The 18,289-nt window shown below is 54.5% G+C and carries 17 protein-coding genes; 6 read left to right on the top strand and 11 right to left on the bottom strand.

Annotated elements, in window-relative coordinates:
- The first annotated feature begins 273 nt into the window (after positions 1–273).
- Positions 274–3,177 (top strand): leucine--tRNA ligase, encoded by a 2,904-nt coding sequence (leuS, locus tag FH039_RS03325; protein WP_139680199.1) that lies wholly within the window; start codon positions 274–276, stop codon positions 3,175–3,177.
- A 22-nt stretch (positions 3,178–3,199) separates the two neighbouring features.
- Here the strand turns inward: leuS and FH039_RS03320 are convergent, their stop codons facing one another.
- The gene (locus tag FH039_RS03320) at positions 3,200–4,231 is read right to left on the bottom strand and encodes a phospholipase D-like domain-containing protein (protein WP_240703300.1); all 1,032 of its coding nucleotides are present in this window, start codon (positions 4,229–4,231) and stop codon (positions 3,200–3,202) included.
- A 44-nt stretch (positions 4,232–4,275) separates the two neighbouring features.
- On the opposite strand from FH039_RS03320, the gene FH039_RS03315 reads away from it, so the two are divergent.
- Positions 4,276–4,641 carry a hypothetical protein gene (locus FH039_RS03315; protein ID WP_240703263.1) on the top strand — a complete coding sequence of 122 codons (366 nt, stop codon included), beginning with the start codon at positions 4,276–4,278 and terminating at the stop codon, positions 4,639–4,641.
- On the opposite strand, the gene FH039_RS03310 is transcribed toward FH039_RS03315, so the two are convergent.
- The 5 genes from FH039_RS03310 to fni all read right to left on the bottom strand — a co-directional run bounded on the left by FH039_RS03310 (position 4,638) and on the right by fni (position 10,770).
- Positions 4,638–6,161 carry an MFS transporter gene (locus FH039_RS03310; RefSeq protein ID WP_139681601.1) on the bottom strand — a complete coding sequence of 508 codons (1,524 nt, stop codon included), beginning with the start codon at positions 6,159–6,161 and terminating at the stop codon, positions 4,638–4,640. The genes FH039_RS03315 and FH039_RS03310 overlap by 4 nt on opposite strands.
- A gap of 92 nt (positions 6,162–6,253) precedes the next feature.
- Entirely contained in the window at positions 6,254–7,285 is a 1,032-nt protein-coding gene (locus FH039_RS03305) for a polyprenyl synthetase family protein (protein ID WP_139680197.1), read from the bottom strand.
- 67 nt (positions 7,286–7,352) lie between these two features.
- On the bottom strand, positions 7,353–8,687 hold the full coding sequence (locus FH039_RS03300) for an RNase J family beta-CASP ribonuclease (RefSeq protein ID WP_139680196.1): 1,335 nt from the start codon (positions 8,685–8,687) through the stop codon (positions 7,353–7,355).
- Positions 8,688–8,873: 186 nt separating this feature from the next.
- The gene (locus FH039_RS03295) at positions 8,874–9,242 is read right to left on the bottom strand and encodes a hypothetical protein (protein ID WP_139680195.1); all 369 of its coding nucleotides are present in this window, start codon (positions 9,240–9,242) and stop codon (positions 8,874–8,876) included.
- Positions 9,243–9,639: 397 nt separating this feature from the next.
- Positions 9,640–10,770, bottom strand: a complete 1,131-nt coding sequence (fni, locus tag FH039_RS03290; protein ID WP_139681600.1) for a type 2 isopentenyl-diphosphate Delta-isomerase — start codon at positions 10,768–10,770, stop codon at positions 9,640–9,642.
- 137 nt (positions 10,771–10,907) lie between these two features.
- Here fni and FH039_RS03285 point away from each other — a divergent pair, with 137 nt between their 5' ends.
- The 4 genes from FH039_RS03285 (at position 10,908) to FH039_RS03270 (ending at position 15,036) form a co-directional block, all read left to right on the top strand.
- Positions 10,908–12,842 carry an aldehyde ferredoxin oxidoreductase family protein gene (locus tag FH039_RS03285; protein ID WP_139680194.1) on the top strand — a complete coding sequence of 645 codons (1,935 nt, stop codon included), beginning with the start codon at positions 10,908–10,910 and terminating at the stop codon, positions 12,840–12,842.
- 85 nt (positions 12,843–12,927) lie between these two features.
- Positions 12,928–13,398, top strand: a complete 471-nt coding sequence (locus FH039_RS03280; RefSeq protein ID WP_139680193.1) for a 4Fe-4S dicluster domain-containing protein — start codon at positions 12,928–12,930, stop codon at positions 13,396–13,398.
- On the top strand, positions 13,398–13,847 hold the full coding sequence (locus FH039_RS03275; protein ID WP_139680192.1) for a 4Fe-4S dicluster domain-containing protein: 450 nt from the start codon (positions 13,398–13,400) through the stop codon (positions 13,845–13,847). Before FH039_RS03280 ends, FH039_RS03275 begins: the two co-directional genes overlap by 1 nt.
- A 4-nt stretch (positions 13,848–13,851) precedes the next feature.
- The gene (locus FH039_RS03270) at positions 13,852–15,036 is read left to right on the top strand and encodes an NAD(P)/FAD-dependent oxidoreductase (RefSeq protein ID WP_139680191.1); all 1,185 of its coding nucleotides are present in this window, start codon (positions 13,852–13,854) and stop codon (positions 15,034–15,036) included.
- Here FH039_RS03270 and FH039_RS03265 read toward each other — a convergent pair whose 3' ends face one another.
- From FH039_RS03265 to FH039_RS03245, 5 genes are read right to left on the bottom strand one after another with little or no spacing between them, the layout of a single operon-like run.
- Entirely contained in the window at positions 15,037–15,771 is a 735-nt protein-coding gene (locus FH039_RS03265; protein ID WP_139680190.1) for a hypothetical protein, read from the bottom strand.
- A 56-nt stretch (positions 15,772–15,827) separates the two neighbouring features.
- Positions 15,828–16,619 carry an isopentenyl phosphate kinase gene (locus tag FH039_RS03260; protein ID WP_139680189.1) on the bottom strand — a complete coding sequence of 264 codons (792 nt, stop codon included), beginning with the start codon at positions 16,617–16,619 and terminating at the stop codon, positions 15,828–15,830.
- Entirely contained in the window at positions 16,616–17,620 is a 1,005-nt protein-coding gene (locus FH039_RS03255; RefSeq protein WP_139680188.1) for a mevalonate kinase, read from the bottom strand. The genes FH039_RS03260 and FH039_RS03255 overlap by 4 nt, the downstream gene beginning before the upstream one ends.
- Positions 17,617–17,955: a HepT-like ribonuclease domain-containing protein gene (locus FH039_RS03250; RefSeq protein WP_139680187.1), complete on the bottom strand. Its 339-nt coding sequence runs from the start codon at positions 17,953–17,955 to the stop codon at positions 17,617–17,619. The genes FH039_RS03255 and FH039_RS03250 overlap by 4 nt, the downstream gene beginning before the upstream one ends.
- Positions 17,952–18,260 carry a nucleotidyltransferase family protein gene (locus FH039_RS03245; protein WP_139680186.1) on the bottom strand — a complete coding sequence of 103 codons (309 nt, stop codon included), beginning with the start codon at positions 18,258–18,260 and terminating at the stop codon, positions 17,952–17,954. The genes FH039_RS03250 and FH039_RS03245 overlap by 4 nt, the downstream gene beginning before the upstream one ends.
- Between the last annotated feature and the right edge of the window lie 29 nt (positions 18,261–18,289).

Raw genomic sequence — 18,289 nt, 5'->3', positions numbered from 1 at the left:
GCTCAATAGGCAACGATTAATGTCAACAGGACTTTCTAACACTCACTTAAATAATTTATTCTTGCGAGGGAGTATAAAATACAGGAGGCCCCTCACCCAAAACAGGTTTTAGCAAAAGGTTTAAATATTAGGAACCCTACTCGCTCCGATGCCGATGAGGGGGGAGTGTCTTCTCCATCGCTGGAATCGCAACCGCGCCTGATTTCCCAGATAACACCCCTATTCTGGAGTATCGCTCACGCTCTTTTGAAAAAATTCTGAGGAGGTATGGCTATGGCTGAGCTTAACTTCAAGGCCATTGAGGAGAAGTGGCAGAAGCGCTGGCTGGAAGAGAAGGCCTTCGAACCGAAGGCGAATGAGAAACCAAAGGAGAAGAAGTTCTACATCACGGTTGCCTTCCCGTACCTCTCGGGACACCTCCACGTCGGCCACGCGAGGACCTACACGATTCCCGACGTCATAGCGCGCTTCAAGCGCATGCAGGGCTACAACGTGCTGTTCCCGATGGCGTGGCACATCACCGGTGCGCCGATAGTCGGAATCGCCGAGAGGATAAAGAACCGCGACCCCAAGACGATACACATCTACCGCGACGTCTACAAGGTTCCGGAGGAGGTACTCTGGAAGTTTGAAGACCCCAGGGAGATAGTCAACTACTTCATGAAGGCCGCCAGGGAGACCTTCATCAGGGCCGGCTTCTCCGTCGACTGGACGCGCGAGTTCCACACGACGAGCCTCTTCCCGCCCTTCAGCAAGTTCATAGAGTGGCAGTTCTGGACGCTCAAGGATAAAGGCCTTGTAGTTAAGGGAGCGCACCGCGTGAGGTGGGACCCTGTCGTTGGAACCGCCCTCGGGGACCACGACATAATGGAGGGCGAAGACGTCCAGATACTGGACTACGTCATCATCAAGTTCGTCCTGGAGGAGGACGGCGAGGAAATCTACATGCCGGCCGCGACGCTGAGGCCCGAGACCGTTTACGGCGTTACCAACATGTGGCTGAACCCCGAGGCGACCTACGTCAAGGTGAAGGTCAAGCGCGGCGAGAAGGTGGAGACATGGATAATCAGCAAGGAAGCTGCCTACAAGCTCTCCTTCCAGGACAGAGAAATTGAAGTTCTGGAGGAATTCAAGGGCGAGAGGCTGATAGGCAAGTACGTGAAGAACCCGGTCACCGGCGACGAGGTCATCATCCTGCCGGCAGAGTTCGTTGACCCGGACAACGCGACCGGAGTGGTCATGAGCGTTCCTGCTCATGCTCCCTTCGACCACGTGGCCTTGGAAGACCTCAAGAAGGAAACAGAAATCCTGCTGAAGTACGAGGTCGACCCGAGAATCGTGGAGGAAATAAGCTACATCTCGCTGATCAAACTCGAGGGCTACGGCGACTTCCCGGCGGTTGAAGAAGCCGAGAAGCTCGGCGTGAAGAGCCAGAAGGACGTTGAGAAGCTCGAAGAGGCCACCAAGAACATCTACAAGGCCGAGTACCACAAGGGAGTCTTCAAGATAGAGCCCTACGCCGGCAAGTCCGTCCAGGAGGCCAAAGACCTCATAGCCAAGGAGCTCCAGGAGAAGGGAACCGCGGAGATAATGTACGAGTTCGCCGAGAAGCCGGTCATCTCGCGCTTCGGCAACCAGGCGGTCATCAAGATAATCCACGACCAGTGGTTCATAGACTACGGAAACCCCGAGTGGAAGGAGAAGGCCCGCGAGGCCCTCGCGAACATGACCATCTATCCGGAGAGCAGGCGCACACAGTTCGAGGCCATAGTTGACTGGCTCGACAAGAAGGCCTGCGCGAGGAAGGTCGGCCTTGGAACGCCGCTCCCGTGGGACCCCGACTGGGTCATCGAGAGCCTGAGCGACTCAACCATTTACATGGCCTACTACACGATAAGCAGGCACATGAACAGGCTGAGGGAGGAGGGCAAACTCGACCCCGAGAAGCTCGACAGGGAGTTCTTCGACTACCTGTTCCTGGAAGACTTCAGCGAGGAGAAGGAGAGGGAGCTGGCCGAGAAGACCGGAATCCCAGCGGAGACGATCCGCGAGATGAAGGAGGAGTTCGAGTACTGGTACCCGCTCGACTGGCGCTGCTCGGCGAAAGACCTCATCCCGAACCACCTGACGTTCTTCATCTTCAACCACACGGCGATATTCAGGAAGGAGCACTGGCCGAGGGGCATAGCCGTCAACGGCTTCGGAACTCTCGAGGGCACCAAGATGAGCAAGAGCAAGGGCAACGTGCTGAACTTCATAGACGCAATCGAGGAGAACGGTGCCGATGTGGTGAGGCTCTACATCATGGGACTGGCCGAGCACGACAGCGACTTCGACTGGCGCAGGAAGGAGGTCGGAAAGCTCCGCAGGCAGGTCGAGCGCTTCTACGAGCTGGTGAGCGAGTTCTCGAACTATGAGGCTAAAGAGGGCGTCGAGCTCAAGGACATCGACAGGTGGATGCTCCACAGGCTGAACAGGACCATCGAGGGAGCTACCAAGGCCCTCGAAGAGTTCAGGACGAGGACTGCCGTGCAGTGGGCGTTTTACAGCATCCTCAACGACCTGCGCTGGTACATGAGGAGAACCGAAGGCAGGGACGACGAGGCGAAGCGCTTCGTCCTGAGAAAGCTCGCAGAGGTCTGGGTCAGGCTGATGGCGCCGTTCACGCCGCACATCAGCGAGGAGCTCTGGGAGAAACTCGGTGGAGAGGGCTTCGTCAGCCTGGCGAAGTGGCCCGAGCCGGTTCCGGAGTGGTGGAACGAGACGGTCGAGGCCGAGGAGGAGTTCGTCAAGAACCTCATCGAAGACATCAAGGAGATCATCAGAGTTGCCAAGATAGAGGACGCCAAGAGGGCCTACATCTACACGGCTCCAGAGTGGAAGTGGCGCGTTGTGGAAGTCGTCGCCGAGAAGAGGGACTTCAAGGGGGCTATGGCGGAGCTGATGAAGGACCCAGAGATGAGGAAACACGGCAAGGAGGTCAGCAAGCTGATACAGAGGCTCATAAAGGAGAGAGCCTTCGACGTGAAGCGCATCAACGAGGAGAAGGCCCTGAGGGAAGCCAAGGACTTCATGGAGAAGGAGCTTGGAGTTGAGATAATCATCAATCCGGAGGAAGACAGGGGAGGAAAGAAGAAGGCCGCGATGCCGCTGAAGCCTGCGGTGTTTGTGGAGTAAGTTTTTGTTAAGGATTTTGTAATTATTCCCCCTTATTTATATCTAGTGTTTTTTCAATATCTTCTTCAATGAATTCAACAAATGCTCTAAGGAAGTCCGACAATCTATTCTTAAAATATGTAACACTAACAAAGTGCTCAGAGAAAATATCAACGTCTCTAACAGAATCAAGAGTATGTATCTTTCCAAAAAATCCGAGGTCTCTAAACATTTTTGCAATTATCTTTTCATTTTTAATTGTAGACAACCCATTGAACAATTCAATAAATTTCCAAATAGTCTTTTCAAGATTTTTGTCATTAATGTTATGGTGAAAAACAAGTTCTTTTGATGTAAAATCAACTCCAAATCCACACCCATCGATACAAAGATAAATCTCGTGACGAGGATAGGGCTCCTTTGGGGCACCTGCATTGTAAGGGCAGTATTTACATGCATGGTAATCTCCACATTCTTGCTCATCTACATACCCACCATACATTATGTCAGGACACTTTATAATAGAAAACGGATCAGAAAGAATTTCAGTTCCACAGAAAGGACACTCTCCCCAATAGTATAATGCACCTAATTTATCGTCAATAAAGTTTAGAGATGTCCTACTATTTTTTACAAAAATAGAATATAAGCTATTAAACAACAAAGTTGTTACTGTTTCATAATCCCCACGTAACATCAGGCTGAATTCTCCCTCATTTTGGGTCACAGAATACGTGAGTAAATTGTGAGAGCCTACTACAAAGATATTATCAATGACGTAGAGTTTTCCATGATACATACGCGCGGGTACTGCTATTGCATAGAACTCATTATTTGGATCATCAGCGGGGATATATAATCTTCTATTAGGCCTGTTATTATCTCTAAGAAGCACATACATTGGAACATCTGGAGATTTTAAATTTTTCAACTTACTCACTATGTTGCTATCTAAAAAAGCGCTTCCTAGAAATATCCGTTTCTTTGCATTCGTAATCTGCTCCTGTAGCATATCAAAAAATTCAGTTCCGAGAGGAGGACTTATAGTGAATACATTCCCCCTAACCATTAACATCACCTTCAGTTTTTATATTCAACACTCTTTTTAGATGTTAAATTTTGAACTTTAACGTTAAAAAACTTCTTATAGCAAACAACGAGAGGCAGAGGGCGCACCTTGAGCTGTACAACCTGAGGGAAGAGATATTCGAGGCTCTGCTCGGTGAAAAGGACGATTTACATTATCCAACGCTGGAAAAGCTGGTTGAACTCGTCGAAAAGGCCGGAGGGAGGGTAATCGAAAGCGGAACCTTCGAGCCGGGCCTGCCGCACTACTTAGCCTACATCCCGCGGGAATACGTGGAAAAGATAGAGGATGAGAAAAAGCGCGCCGAACTTCTGGAGCGGTGGGATGAGGGTTATGAAAAGTGGAAGAGAGGCGCGGAGCATCCGCCCGTCGGCTGGGTCTTAGCTGGCAATCGCTAACTTTCCCCCGCCTTCTCCCCCCTCGGCAGGAAGAAGGATAGCAGCGCGCTGATGACGAGAACGCCCATCATGAAGATAACCGCGAGCTTCATCGTGTCTATGAAAGATGCATTCACCATTTTGATTACCGCGTCGTGGTACTCGGGCGGGATGTTGAGCTCCCCCTGCTGCATCTTGATTATCCACTGAATCACCGCCTCCTTTATCTGCTCCTTGCTCCCCTCGAAGAGGCCCGACTCGTAAATCTGCCGGGTTATGCTGTGTACGACGCCGAGGACGAGGAGTGCACCGATGAATGCCGTTCCGAGCGACAGGCCGAACTGCTTCTGGGCGTTGAATATTCCCGACGCATCGGCCTGCTGTTCCGGCTTTGCACCCATCATGGCGAGGTTGGTTATCTGGGAGAATATCAGCCCAAAGCCGGTGCCGTAGAGGGCCAAACCGAGGGCGAAGTCCGAGCCAGTAACTTCAGGCTTCAGGACGCGGAGGAGGAAGTAGAGGCCGACGAAGGTAAGGGCTATGCCGAGCTGGATTATCTGCTTCGGTGTTAGGTACTTCGCGAACTTCTGCCCGCTCATCGAGAAGATGAACATCATTATCGAGAGGGGCACTATTACGAAGCCGGTCTGGATGGCGTTGTAGTGGAGGTACTGCTGGACGAAGACGGGAATGGTGAATATTAGACCCGCAAGCGTCAGCTGGAAGAATATGCTGACGAGGTTGGCCACGGTGAAGACCCTCGACTTGAAGATGTCGACATCGATGAGCACGTCCTCGCCCCTCTCCTTCCTTCTCTCCTCGTACTTCCAGAAGACGACCAGGACTATCAGGCCGGCCGCCATGAGGAGCAGAACCGGCGGGTTGCTGAGTGGGTCCATAATGAGGACGGAAAGTGTGAGCAAAAAGAGACCAACGCCGACGAGCGCCGCGCCGATGGTGTCTAGCTCGACTTTCTTTTCAGGCCTGTAATCGTGGAGCAGTTTCATGCCGTAGAATATGCCGGCCGCTATTATCGCCTCCATAAAGAAACCGAGACGCCAGGTTATGTAGGTCGTGAAGAAACCGCCGATTATGGGGCCGAAGGCTGCAGCAGCTCCTCCAACGCCGCCCCAGACACCGAAGGCGAAGGCCCTGTCCTTGCCGGTGTATGCCTTGGTGATGTAGGTGACGGTTGCAGGCATCATCATTGAAGCTCCAATTCCCTCAAGAATCGACCAGCCGAGGAGGAGAACCGGGAGGTTCGGGGCAAAGGCGGCCATCAACGTTCCAACGGTGTATATCACAAGCCCCCTGAAGAAGACCTTCTTCGTTCCCCAGATGTCCACGAGTTTCGCGCCGGTTATCATGAATGCCGCCATCACGAGAGCGTAGAGCGTTATCGCGCCCTGAACACCGGCCACGGTTGTGTCAAGATCCCTTACGAGGGCGCTTATTGAAACGTTCATCATCGTGGTGTCGATGAACATTATGAAGAGCGCCGCGCTCATTATGATGAGAACTCCCCACTTGGAATACGCCATGTTTTCCACCAGGGAACTATTAGGGGGAGCGATGTTATAAGATTTTGCATGAGAACCCTATGGTTAGAGAATCAAAGGAAAGGGGGCCGAAATCAGAACTCCCTCTCCACGAGGAACTCGGCGAGCAACTCCAGATCTTTCCTCGCCTCGCTCTCCGGGAGAACCTTCAGGGCCTCGTTGGCCTCCCTGACGAGGTTCTTAGCGTATTCAGCGGCGTAGTCTATGCTGCCGTACTTCCTGAGGAGTTCGATGGCCCTCTCAACTTCCTCCTTGACCTTCTCGTCGTGTATCAGAGCGTCGCCCTTTGCATCGCCCGCGTACTTGCCGAAAACCTTCAGGAACTCGGCTTTGTCCTCCTCGCTCGCGTTCTGGAAAAAGTGGCCCACTATCAACGTTTTCTTGCCCTTCCTTATGTCGCTGCCGACGGGCTTTCCGAGCTTCTCCTCGTCGGCTATCAAGTCGAGCACGTCGTCCCATATCTGGAAGGCTATTCCAACGTTCATTCCCCACTTGGCGAGCGCTTTGATGTACTCCCCGTTGTCCGTTCCGACTATCGCGCCTATCTCCGCCGAGCCCTCGAAGAGCGCCCCGGTCTTGCCGCTTATCATCCTGAGATATTCATCAACGGTGACCTCCTCCCTCGTCTCGAACTCGATGTCAAGGGCCTGCCCCTCGCAGAGCATGTTGGATGTCCTGACCAAGACGTCGAGGATTTTAGCCTTCTTCTCCGGGCTCACATCGGCCCTGGCTATAGCCTCAAAGGCCTTGCTGAAGAGCAGGTCGCCGGCGAGGATGGCCATGTTGACGCCCCAGATCTTGTGGACGGTGGGCCTTCCGCGCCTCAGCTCGTCCATGTCCATTATGTCGTCGTGAACCAGCGAGTAGTTGTGGATGAACTCGACGGAAGCGGCAGGATAGAGTGCCTTCTCCGGGTCGCCGCCGACGGCCTCGGCCGCGCGGAGAACCACGAAGGGTCTGACGCGCTTTCCACCGGCGAGCGGATAATGCCTGGAGGCCTCGTAGAGAGCCCTCGGCTCCTTCTCAGGGATGAGTTCGAATATTGCCCTATCAACGTCCTTTGCCATGGTCTTAACCCTTGCGAACAGCTCATCGTACTTCCCCATTATATCACCCCGTGAGTGATGAAAGCAATCTAAAGGAAAAAGAGGGCAACTCTTTATCAGTTTTGCCCTACCTTATCTCGACCAGGTAACCGTTCCTCGACACGAAGACGTCCCTGCCTATCAGGTAGCCCTCCTCCTCGGCCAGCTCCGCGTAGTGCGTGAGCATCCTGAACTCACCGTGCGCTGGAACGATGTTCTCCGGGTTCAGCATCCTGATGAGGTAGCGGTGGTCCTCCCTGCTGGCGTGGCCGGAAACGTGAAGGTCCTTGATCATCCTCACACCCTTCATCTTGAGCTTCGTCTCGAGGACGTAGCGCTGGGCCTTGTTGAGGGGATTGGGTATCGTTCCGGCGGAGAAGACAACCGTGTCGCGCTTGCCGATGTCATAGAGCTCGCCGTTGGCCATCCTCGTGAGGACCGCCCCTGGCTCGCCCTGATGGCCGGTGACCACGAGAAGGTAGTTCTCCCTCGCGCCCGAGACCTCCGCGAGAACCTTCCTTACGGCGTTGGGGCTCCTGACGGCACGGGCGCCCTTCATCCTTATCAGCCCGAGCTGCTTGGCGATGCCGGTGTATTTGGCCAGGGAGCGGCCGACAAAAACCGCCTGCCTGCCCATCTTGTTGGCTATCCATATGAGCTCCTGGAGCCTGGGGATGTGGCTGGCGAAGGTCGTAGCTATCAGCCCATCCGCCTCCATGCCCTCGTAAAGGAAGAAGTCCTCCAGAAGCATCTGGGCAACGGCCTCGCTCGGGGTTTTGGTCGGCTCGGAGACGCGCGTGGATTCCGGGATGAGAACCTTGACGCCCTCCTTGCCGAGCTCCTTGAGGCGTTTGTAGTCGGGCTTCTCGCCGAGGGGATTGTTGTTGTCGAACTTGAAGTCGCCGGTGTGGACGACCGCGCCCTCAGGCGTGTGGACGACGACCATAGCCGCCTGGGGTATCGAATGGGTTATCTGCACGAACTCTATCGCCAGGTTCTCGCTGACCTGGACTATCTCGCCGTATTCGGTCTCGTACATCGGATTTTTGACCTCGAAGTACTGCTCGCTCTTGACCTCACTCTTGGCGAGCTTTATCGTGTACGGCGTTCCGTATATCGGGACGTCCGGATAGTGGGGCGCGAGCTTGCCGATGGCGCCTATGTGATCCAGGTGCCCGTGGGTGAAGGTTATGGCGACAACCTTCTTGTTTCTGATTGAAGAATCGTCAGGAATTGCACCGAGCTTCTGGAGTTCCTTCGTGGGGAACTGCTGGATGTTGACGTCCTCATGGATGAGAACGCGGTCGAGCCTTATGCCCATGTCGATTATGACGACCTCTTCCCTACCGCCGTTGGAGTAACCGACGGCGGTCATGTTCTTGCCGACTTCCTCGTAACCGCTAACTGTGTGGATTTTTATCATGTCTATTCCTCCTTACGCCCCCAGGCCTCTCCTGAGGCGTGGGGCTGCGTTGGTCTTAGTTGTTCCCAGGGTTTAAAAAGGTGTGCATTCCCGGATTAAATTACTCCAGGATAAGTTGCCCGGACAAAAGTGATACTGCTTCCCCCTATAGTTATCGCTTATTATAGCTGATATCTCAAGTAAATTTTAAGAATTTCCCGATCGTTTTACTTGGAAACAGGAAACAAATAAGGCACCCAAAAGGATGCTTGCAAGGGCGTGTTGATTGAAATAGAAGAGTAACACAACCACGGTTAGAAGGGGGAGTAATAAGACACGATTTGTACGCCTGCTCATATGGAACAAAGCTCCTGAGCCAAATACCAATGCAGAAACAACAGCGAGAGTTGAAAACATAAGCGCTTTCCCAAGTTCCACCATTCCAAAATAGGAAGCAATCCCATAGAATATTGCCCCTGTCCCTGCTGAAAGGATGAGTATCACAAATAAGTCAACAAAAGCATCAAAGAGAAAATTGAAAAAATCTGAGTGTTGTCCTCGATACACGTCAACCACCGCCTATAGATTTTTGCATAGGTTTAAATAAGACTTTTGCTGTGATGGTCTGAGTAGTTATATCCTGAAATTACCCAAGCATTTTCTTTTTCATTGTATTCAAGTACGATAAAATCAATAGAATCAGCAAGTGCTTTATTCTTTTTTTAACACGTTAATTACGGCAGTTCTTCCATTAGTTAATGCCAAGTTCTTGTATTTTGACAAATCCCTAATTTTGGGAGCACTACACTTGTGGGGTTTAAGTATGATAGTGATGATATTACTGAACTTGATGTGCCTGAACTCCCTGGCTTTTTTCTGGATGAATTATTACTTTCCAACTGCATCTTTATGAAACCCGATTAGTCAAAAGAACGCAAAGTAAAAGAGTAAAAATAAACATTGAAATAAAAAGCTAAGCTTTTCTTCGCCTTTCCCTAAGAAACTCGGCTAAGTCAATCCTCTGGCTTAACCACTCCCTCGTGAAGCCCGTAACCACGAGCGGAACCTTCCTCAGCTCCTCGACCTTCCTTGCCCCAACGAGGAACATGGTGTTCCTGATTTCCTCAATGTAGCGCTGGAGGACTTTGATGACTCCTTCGACGTCGCCTTTCACGGCCGGCTTGAGGAGAGGCAGTGCAACGCCGGCGAAGGTTGCACCCATGGCTAAGGCCTTCGCCATCGTTATCCCGTCGCGCATTCCACCGGTGGCTATAATTGGCAGATCCGTTGAGTAACGGACCTCAGCAACGCTTATTGCCGTCTTTATCCCCCAGTCCCAGAAGCGAAGGGCGAGGTTTCTGCCCATCTCGTCCTTTGCCCTGTAGTACTCAACGCCGCTCCAGCTCGTCCCACCCAGACCGCCGACGTCGATGGCATCTATGCCTATGCTCTCAAGCCTCACCGCGACCTCCATCGAAACGCCGGCACCGGTTTCCTTGGCGATTATTGGATATGGGAACTCGGCCTTGAGTTCCGCTAAAGCTTTGAGGACGCCCCGGTACTGCGTATCGCCCTCCGGCTGGACGCTCTCCTGAAGGGGGTTGAGGTGTATCGCCAAAGCGTCCGCCTGAACCGTCTCGACGGCCTTTAAGGCCTCCTCAATCCCGTACCTGTCGGGCATCGTCTCGGCGAACTGAGGGGCACCAAGGTTGCCGACGAGGAACACATCGGGAGCGACGTCACGGACGTAGTAGCTTTCCCATGTCTCGGGCTTCCTTATCATCGCCCTCTGGCTGCCGACGCCCATCGGTATGTTCAACTCCTGGGCGGCCTTCGCTAAAGTCTTGTTTATCTTGCCTGCGAGCTGAGAGCCCCTAGTTCCACCGGTCATTCCGGCTATGAAAATCGGGTAGTCGAACTTCCGCCCGAGAAACTCGACGCCCAGGTCTATTTCCTCCTTGTCTATCTCCGGCAGGCTCATGTGAACGAAGTGAACGTCCTCAAAACCGTTGGAAACGTGGGCCTGAACGTTTCTCTTCAAACAGTGTTCGATGTGCTCGAACTTCCTGATGAGGGTGAGTTCCTCCCTATCAAAAGCCTCCATTTCAACCACCGAAGAGAGAATGGAGCCGGAGGTTAAGAGGTTTTTGGAGCGCAACTCGACTCACAATCCCGGCAACGCTTATATACATCAACGTGGAATTTGGCATATTATGGCTCATTTCACGGAGGAATGAAAAAATGTCAACACCATCCAGGCCGAATACGGGCAGTGTTCTGATCATCGACCTAACAAGGGAGAAGGTCGTTAAACGGAAAGTTTTGTCCGAGACCGTGAAGCGGTATCTTGGGGGAAGGGGTTTCAACTCAAAGGCCCTCTTCGACATGATACCCGGTAGAATAGACCCCCTGAGCCCGGAGAACGTTCTCGCACTGGGCAACGGAACCTTCGCGGGAACGGCACTGCCGATGACGAGCAGGCTTCATATAAGCACCCTTTCACCCCTCTCTGGCATCCTCGGGGACGGGAACGCCGGCGGCGAGTTCTCAGCGATGTTGAAATTTGCCGGCTATGAGCAGGTCATCGTGACCGGGAGGGCCGAAAAACCGAAGTACGTCTTCATTGAAGATGACGAGGTCGAAATACGGGACGCGGAGGAGCTCTGGGGCCTGACCACCGGCGAGACCGTGGACTGGCTGAGGGACGAGCACGGCGATGAGGTGAGCGTCGCAGGGATAGGGCCCGCCGGGGAGAACCTCGTGCGCTTCGCCACGACGATGGTGGACAAGTACCACTCGGGGGCGAGAGGAAGCGGTGCCGTGTGGGGCTCGAAGAACCTCAAGGCGATAGCGGTCATCGGGACGAAGGGGGTTGAGCCCGCCGACCCGGAGCGGTTCTATGGGCTTGCTAAGGAGGACATAGACTACTTCAACCGCAACGAGTTCGTCAGGAGGATTTACTCCGTCATTGGGACCCACTACGGGCTGATACAGTGGTATCCAAGCTGGAGGTACTTTCAGGTCCCCCTCAGCGCGGAGGAGCTGCCGATCGGGTTAAGGCCGCAGGATTTGGCAGAGTACGAAGTCGGGAGAACCCAGTGCTTCTCCTGTCCGCTCGCCTGCAAGGACGTTTACTACCTGCCGAGCACGGGGGAATACGGGACGGCGAGCGAGTTCGAGTCGATATACGCCCTCGGGAGCAACAACTGCGTAACCGACACCGAGGCGGTTCTGAGAATGGAGCACATGGCGGACGAGTACGGGATGGACGTGATGACGCTCGGAGACACTATAGCCCTCGCGAGACTCCTCCACGAGAAGGGCATCCTGAGCAGGGGGGATGTGAAGGGTGTTTCGCTTGAGTGGGGAGATGCCGAGGAACAGATTGAACTCATCGAGATGACCGCCTACAGGAAGGGCTTCTGGGACAAACTGGCCGAGGGCTACAGAAACTTCGCAAAGCTCTACGGGGAAGATGCTTTAGCTTACTGCTACGACGTGAAGGGCGTGAACCGGGGCTGGTACGAGGTTGACTTTATCAACGGGGTCTTTACCCTCTCCCACGCGACGTCAACGAGGGGGGCCGACCACCTCAGGGGGCGCTCGTGGGCCTACTGGGAGAACGACAAGCTCATAGACATCGAGGTCGTGAGGGGAATGCTTGAGGCCGGTCTGCCGGACTACAGGAAGGACCCGGTTGGGGCGCTCATCTACGGTGAAAGGGCCTGCACCTTAGCCGATTCCCTCGGGAGGTGCAAGGGTTCGATAAACAGCTGGCTCCAGGCAGTTCCGCTCGTCTGGAAGTATCCGGTCTTCAAAGGAACGGCGATGCTCCTAACGGCCTTCACCGGCATAGAGTTCACCGAGAAGGACGTCATAGACGCAACGGACAGGATATACCTCACGGAGATGGCCTTCAACGTCAGGCAGGGGATCAAAAAGAAGCACTACGACGTCAAGTTCCCGCCCGAGTTCGCCGCGACGGAGAGGGCAAAGGCTCAACTCAAAAGGCACTGGGAGCTCGTTGACGAGTACCTGGAAAGGCGCGGATGCGACGTGGAGACCGCCTATCCGAGGAGGGAAACGTTGGAGGGACTCGACATCGGCTACGTCGCCGACCAGATTGGGGGGAAGGAGTTCCCCGAGTGGGACGGCCCGGTAAGGGGGGTGGCCTGAATGTTCGTGCTGGCGGTAATCTACGAGAACTGCACCGGCTGCCACCTCTGCGAATTAGCGTGCTCCTTCAGGCACCACGGCGTCTTTGACCTCTCTGTCGAGGATAACCATCCTCACCAAGCCCGAGGTACAGACGTCGGTTCAGGTCTACTGCCTCCAGTGCCGCGATGCGGCCTGCGAGAGGGTCTGCCCCGTGGATGCGATAAGCCGGGACAGAAACGGGGCCTACGTCATAAACTACGACCGCTGCATAGGCTGCAGGGAGTGCGCCTACGCCTGCCCCTTCGGGGCGATAAGCTTTGAGGTAGAGGCGAGGCCGATAAAGTGCGACCTCTGCGATGGCGAGCCCGAGTGCGTGGCGGTTTGTCCGCACGATGCCATAGTCTACATGGAGGAGAAGAAAGCCGCGAGGGAGCTGAAGAAGGCCAAGGCGGCCGGCGTCGCCTACGGACTCTACGGTGGGAAGGAGACGCCAGAATACTCCAGGAAGAAGGCGGAAGAGGCCGTTGAATACCTGATGGAGCTCGTGGAGAAGAGTGGGGAGCTGGATGTCTGATGGAATACCTTCTCCACGTTCTGACGGAGAAGTGCACCGGCTGTATGGACTGCGTCGAGGCGTGCCCGATCGGGGATGGGATTAGGGTGATTCCCCTTCCCGCTCTTCCGGAGCGATGGGACATCGTGGTCTGCCGCCACTGCAACCCGGCACCATGCGTTGAGGTCTGCGAGTTCAGGGCGCTCAGCATTTCGGAGAATGGAGCTGTGACCCTGAACCAGGAGCTCTGCACCTCCTGTAAGGCCTGCACTGCGGTGTGTCCATTCGGCGCGGTCTTCCTAAGGCTGGACGGGACGATGGCGAAGTGCGACCTCTGCTCTGGAAGCCCGAGGTGCGTCGCGGCCTGCGAAGAGGGGGCCCTCGTCTACGAGAGAGTCGAGAGAAAGAGGGCTCTGATGAGGGAGAAACCTTCCGTGGTGGAGCTTCTCGAATTCAAGGGACTGCGGTGAGAGCATGGAAGGGAAAATCGTGATAGTTGGAGGTGGAATCGGGGGGCTCTACACGGCCTTCAACCTCATTGAGAACGGGGTTGATGCGGACAGAATAACCATCGTGGCGAAGGAGTGGCCGCCCTACACGAGGCACCGCCTCGCGGAGATAGTCTCCAAAAGACTTTCCCCGGACGGGGCCGTACTCGGCCTTGCGGAGAACCTTCAAAGGGCAGGCATCGAGGTTGTAGAAGGCGAAGCCCTAAGACTCGGAGAAGAGGAAGGGCTCGTTGTAGTTAAAACCGGAAACGGAAAACGCCGGCTGAGATACAGCAAGCTGGTGGTGGCGACGGGAGGAAAGCCCTTCGTGCCGCCGATAAAAGGGATTGAGAAGAGGGGTGTTATCGGATTCCACGGCCGAGAAGATGTTGAGTTTCTTGTCTCATTGCCTCCCGGAAGTAAGGTAGCGGTAATCGGGGCTGGACTCGTCGGGCTGACGGCTGCGGTGGCGCTGAAGGAGAGGGGGCACAGCGTTATCGTGGTCGAGGCGAAGGAAAGCGCGCTCCCCAGCATCTTAACAAGAAACCTCTCGGAGTTCCTCGAGGAACACCTGAAAGACGAGGGAATCCAGATTCTCACCGGTTCACTCGTAAAGGAGATCGAAGGAAACGGAAAGGTTGAAGGGATGAGACTGGAGGGCGGGGGGAGACTCGATGTAGATGCGATTGTTCTCGCCGCCGGCGTGAGGCCCAACTCCTCGCTTTTGAAGGACGATGGAAGGCCGATAGAGATCGACAGGCTTGGAAGAACCGCGGTTCCCGGTGTATACGCCCTCGGGGACTGCGCGGTGAGCTGGGACTTCATCACCGGAAAGGCCGTTTACCGTCCCCTGGGCTTCGTCGCCGGGCATTACGCGCGGTTGATAGGGGATGATATCGCGGGGAAGGGCGCTCTCGATAGGGGAGTAATCCCCGCGGTGTACGAGAGGATTGGAAGGGCGGAGGTCTATTCCGTAGGATTAACCCCGGCCGAAGCGGAGAGGTTCGGCTTCGGGGTGAAGATGAAAATCTCAGAAGGGAGGAACTGGAGGGAAGCCACACTAACGGACGGACGAGGGCACGTTCTCGGATGGCAGAGGGTTCAGCTCGGCCACTTCCATTCGATAGGCTCCACGGAGGCGTATATCAAGATAAAGGAAGCTTGGGGATAATCAGTCGCCCTCACACGGGAGCGTCACGTTGAAGACCCTAACCTCCATCCAGCCGCCGCGCTTCCCCAAATACATATCGACCCAGTGGGAGGTATTGAAGTCAAAGAGCACCTCCAGGGTGCCGTTGCCGAGGAAGGGGTAGTCTGGGCCGAGATGGAGCTCCGGCCGGAGGTCGATGTGATCAGGAGTTATACGCTTTCCACCGGTGTCGTGGAAGTATGAAAAGACCACCGGAATGGTAGAACAGCGGGACCAGTTCGTGGCCATCAGGGGTATCTCCATCCTGCCGCCGCTCACGTTTGGGGGAACGAGGTAGACTGCTCTCACCATCTCGACCTTCGGAACGGCCCAGCCGGGGGTGTCGTAGTACCAGATGGTATAGTCAACCCTGCTCCGGTTTACCTGCCTTCCCGCGGGGTAAACCGTGAGATTCACCTCCGGAAAGCCACCTATGAGCGGATAAACGCTTCCGGATATGTGAACACCAGAGGGATAGAACAGGAACGCCGAGTCACGGCCATTCAGGAGCCGTTCCAAGGGTTTTCTCTGGAGATGCCACTCGATTACAAATGCCGACCCGTTCGGTGTCTCCACAAGGGAACCCTTAACCTCGAGGTCACCGGGACTGGCCATGAAGTCGTTCAGGCCACCCATTCTGGCGGCCGTTTCAATGCCGAGGAACGCCCACCCGAAGATGACAAGCACGAGTATGAGTGCCAGAGTCTTTTTCACCATCGCAGATCCCGATTGAGATAACCTAAATAAAATAAAAAGTTTACGCTTGAAAGGCGTTACATTTTGATCCTCGTTCCAAAGCCGTCGCCCCTTATCGCCCCGCTCAGCCTTCCAGGAACCTTCCCGTTAACGAACCAGACCTCCGAGTGCTCGGCTATCTTCTTCGCCTCCCCCAGCTTGTTGCAGATTCCGCCGGTGACGTCGGTTCCAGCAGAGGTGCAGTGGAGCCTCTCGAGGAGGGAATCTATCTCCTCCTTTCTGAGTTCCTGAATCAGCCTGCCTTCCCCGGGTTTTCCGTCGTAGATTCCGTCAACGTCCATCAGGAATATCACCTTCTCCGGCTCGAGCATCTTGGCGAGGTAGGTGATGATCTGGTCGCCGGAAAGGATGTCTATGCCCTTCGCGAGGTCTATCGAGACGTCCCCGAAGAGAACGGGGATGAACTTGAGGTCGAGGAGCCGTTCAATCACCTCAAGGTCGCCGTAGCTTACCTCCCCGTTCTCGGTTATGAAGACGGAGGAGGTCGAGACGGAGAAGGCAGGGAGGTTTTCCCCGACGAAGGTCTCGATGAACTTCGCGTTCGCCCTGAGCATGGCCTGGTGGGTGAGGGTAAAACCTATCCTCCGGTAGTGGGCGGTCTCCCATTCCTTGGGGAGACCCTCGCGTATTTCGTACCTCTTCGCCTCAGGATGGCCAAAGCTCCCGCCGCCGTGGACGATTATGAAGTCCTCACGGGGATAGAACTTGGCTATCTCCCTTGCTATGTTACTTACAGTCTCGTGGTCGAAGTTCTCCGGTTCACCTTTCTTGTCGCTGAAGACACTACCACCGACCTTGACGATTATCATGGCAGGACCTCCTCTATTCTAAGCCCCTCACGGCTTATCCTCGTTATCATCGGCGTTCCGCCGGCTATCGTTATCGCCGTTGCCACTTCGCTCTGGTTCTCCGGAGCTAAAGCGTACATGCAGCCGCCACCGCCGGCGCCGGTTATCTTGGCCCCTATGGCCCCTGCAACCCTCGCGGCATAAACTAACTCACTCAGCTTTTTCGTTGAGACGCCGAGGGCATCCAAAAGTCCGTGGTTTATGTTCATCAGCCTCCCGAGCTGGGCGAAGCGGAGCTCCTCGTCGAGGTCGGAGGTTATAACGTCGCGGGCCTTCTCGACTATCTTGCCCATCGCAACGAGCACCGGCTCTATAACCTCGGGCATCTCCTCGTAGGTTCCCCTAACCATCGCGACGAGTTCCTTGGTTGAGCCGCTCGAACCGGTGTAGCCGACGACTATGGGCAGCTCCATGAAGGGCAGGTGTTCGAAGTTCCCCTTCTCGTAGTGGATGAAGCCGCCTATAGCTGAAACCGTTGGATCTATACCGCTCGACGCCCCCTGAACGAGGAGCTCAACTTTGTGGCCGAGTTTTCCTATTTCCTCGTTGCTCAGCTCCAATCCGAGGAGTCTGGAAACGGCCCCGATTGTTGCCACAGCCACGGCAGCGGATGATCCGAGGCCCGCTCCAACGGGAATCTGTGACGTTATAGAGACTGTGATTCCTTTCCCGTTAGCATCGGCCTCCTTCCTCACAAGCTCTATCGCCTGACGGACGTAGCTGAGAACCTCCGCGGCCTTTCCGTAGTCGCTCTCAAAGTAGATCTCGTCCTCTGAGAAGGAAACGGTTAAGCCAGGAACGCGGATGTCCTTGGCCTCTATCTTTATGGCACCATTCTCGTTGAACTCCGCCCACACGTAGGTTCTGAGGTCTATGGCCGCAGCAATAGCTGGCTTTCCATAAACGACGCTGTGCTCGCCGAAGAGGATAATTTTAGCCGGGGCAGATGCCAGAACCCTCATCTTTGACCCTCCAGAAGCTTTCTCATGACATTTTCCAAATCGTCAAGCTCGTTTTGAACCGTGTACCAAACGAGCGAGAGGTCAACGCCAAAGTAAGCGTGGATTAACCTGTCCCTCATCCCTGCAATTTCTTTCCAGGGGACCTCAGGGTGAAGGGCCTTAAACTCATCTGGAATGTGCTTCGCTGCTTCCCCTATTATTTCAAGGTTTCGGATTACTGCATCGACCGTTTTCTCATCTTCCACGAAGTCCTCAAAGCCCATACCCTCTGTATACCGTCTAATTTTCTCAATAGCCTCAAGAATATCCTCAACGTAGAGAAAAGGGTCCCTCATACGTACTTCACCTCTTTGAGAATCCGTTCCCTAATGCGTCTCTTCAAAGCCCCTTTGGTTACGAGGTCAACCCTAACCCCAAGGAGTTCTTCGAGGTATTTCTGAAGGCGTATGAACTCTATTAACCCCACGGGCTGCTTGAACTCCACGAGAATGTCAACATCACTGTCCGGCCTCTGCTCATTTCGTGAATATGAGCCAAAGACACCAATACGCTTAACACCATATTTCTCACTCAGTTCCTTCCTGTGAGCGCGTAGGATTTTTTGGACATCCTCAAGTGTTCTAACGCGTGCGGTCTGCATGATAGAAAATAAGAAAAGCCCCTTATGGC

The sequence above is a fragment of the Thermococcus indicus genome (assembly GCF_006274605.1).
Taxonomy (GTDB): Archaea; Methanobacteriota_B; Thermococci; order Thermococcales; family Thermococcaceae; genus Thermococcus; species Thermococcus indicus.
This window is presented reverse-complemented; position numbering and strand designations above follow the sequence as displayed.